1 protein-coding gene is annotated in these 2,241 nt (G+C 62.0%); it reads left to right on the forward strand.

The features are described 5' to 3' along the window. Nucleotides 1-103: 103 nt before the first annotated feature. On the forward strand, nucleotides 104-2,241 hold a 2,138-nt coding region (locus HY962_16795; GenBank protein ID MBI5648591.1), incomplete at its 3' end, for an RHS repeat protein.

Raw genomic sequence — 2,241 nt, forward strand, 5'->3', positions numbered from 1 at the left:
GGACGAAGAAGGCGTGAGCGCGGTCAAGATAATGCACGCGAGCGCAGCGAAGGGGTGGGAGATATTCCTCGTGAACTCGGGAAACTGGGAGGAGACGAGGTTTATGTACCTCCACCAGCACGACGAGGCGTTCCTGGACGCCATCGAGGACCTCGTGAACGAGGGCGCGCACGTGTACGTCCCGAGGTACCCCATAACCATAGGCGGCTGGCGCGGCAGCGGCTACATCGGCGGCGGCCAGTACATCATCAGCGGCGGCACGGGCGTGTCGTCGCCCGTGACCTTGAGCGGAGGCAGCGGGTCGGGGAACAAACCGCAGGAAAGCGGCGACGGCGAATGCGACTGCCCGGGATGCTGCGACGACGGGGGCGCGTCGCAGGTGAACCTGTCGGCTGGCAACCTCACGTTCACCGAGACTGACCTCACCGTCAACTCCCGCGGAATCCCCGTCGTGTTCAGCCGGACGTACAACTCCATCAAAAGCGCGGACCTTGGTTTGGGCGCGGGGTGGGGCTGGAGCTATGGCCAGCGGATGTCGGTGGACGCCAACGGGAACGTCACGTGGACGAAAGAGAACGGCATTGAAAAGGTATTCAGACCGAACGGGACGAGCGACTACACGAACCCAGCGGGTGTGTACGACACGCTCACGCGGCACGCGGGCGGGTTCACTCTGCGAAGCAAGGAAGGCATCGTGCGGGAGTTCGGACTTGATGGGAAACTCCTCTCGATGAGCGAGCCGAACGGGAATACCGTCACGGTCCAGTACGCGAACGGCTTACCCTCAACGGTGACTGATGCGGCGGGGAGAGTGGCGCTCACGTTCCAGATCGCGAACGGCCACGTCACGTCTGTAACCGACCTGTACGGGCGGACGGTAGCGTTCACGTACTCCGGCAGTGACCTCGTCTCGGTGACGGATGTCCTCGGGCACGCCGAGAGCTATGCCTACGACGCCGCCCACAGGATGGTGTCGAAAACCGATAAAAACGGGAACACGGCGTACATCTATTATGACGGGAACGGTCGCTGGAGCCGGAGTGTGGACACCGAGGGTTACATCCGGTCGGCGCAGACGGACTTCGTGTCGCGGACCACCAAGTACGTGGATGCCAACGGGAACACACGAACCTACGGTTACAACGCCGACGGCGCCAAGGCGCTGTTCGTTGACGGCGAGGGGAACAAGGTCGAGTGGGTACGGGACGAGAACAAGAACGTCCTTGAGCAGCGTGATGCACGCGGCAACGTTTCGCGAAACACGCTCGACGAGAGGGGAAATCTCCTGACCCAGAACGACGCGCTCGGGAACACGACGACCTATTCTTACGACCTCGTTTTCAACCGCGTCCTGACCGTCACAGACGCCGAGGGGAAAACGAGCGAGAACACGTACACCCCGACGGGGAACCTGCTCGCATCCACTGACCCCGCGGGCAACGTGACCAGCTACGTCAACAATGAATTTGGCCAGCCGACAGAAATCCACAAACCCGGCGGCGCTGTGCAGACGCTGGTGTACGACACGACGAGCGGGAACATCTCTGGGATGGGCGACAGCTACGGCAACCTCACGCAGATCGGCTATGACGGCTGGGGCAACCTCGCTAGCTTCACCGACGCCGCGGGGAACACGCGGACGATGGTGAGCGACGCCGCCGGGCGCGTGACCTCGATGACAGATGCCTCCGGCAACACGACGACCTTCACGTTCGACCCGAACGGCAACCGCCTGACCTCGACGGATGCCGCCGGAAAGACCTCATCGTTCCGCTATGACAAGAAGAACCGCCTTGTCTCCGCGACCGACGCGAACGGCAATGTGACGAGCACAGTCTATGACGGCAACAACAACGTGATTGCCCGCACGGATTCGAAAGGCTCGACGACGACGTTCACGTTCAACAAGAGCAACCAGCTTGTGAAAACAGTTGATGCGCTCGGCAACGTCGTGCGCCAAGGCTATTGCGCGGACGTGGGCTGTCCGAGTTGCGGAGGCGCGGGAACGAACGGCGTTTGCTCCGCGACCGATGCGCTTGGGAATACCACCGTCACCCGCTTCGACGCTCTCGGTCGTGCCACCGAGACGATCTCGCCGACTGGTTCCGTGGTTGTCACCCAACTCGATTCTCTCGGGCGTCAGTCCAAAATCATCGATGCTCTGGGCAACGAGACGATCTACCAGTATGATCAACTCGGTCGTCTCTGGAAAGTCACCGACGCGCTCGGCGGCGTGACCGA

It is taken from the genome of Ignavibacteriota bacterium, assembly GCA_016218045.1.
Taxonomy (GTDB): domain Bacteria; phylum Bacteroidota; class Ignavibacteria; order SZUA-365; family SZUA-365; genus JACRFB01.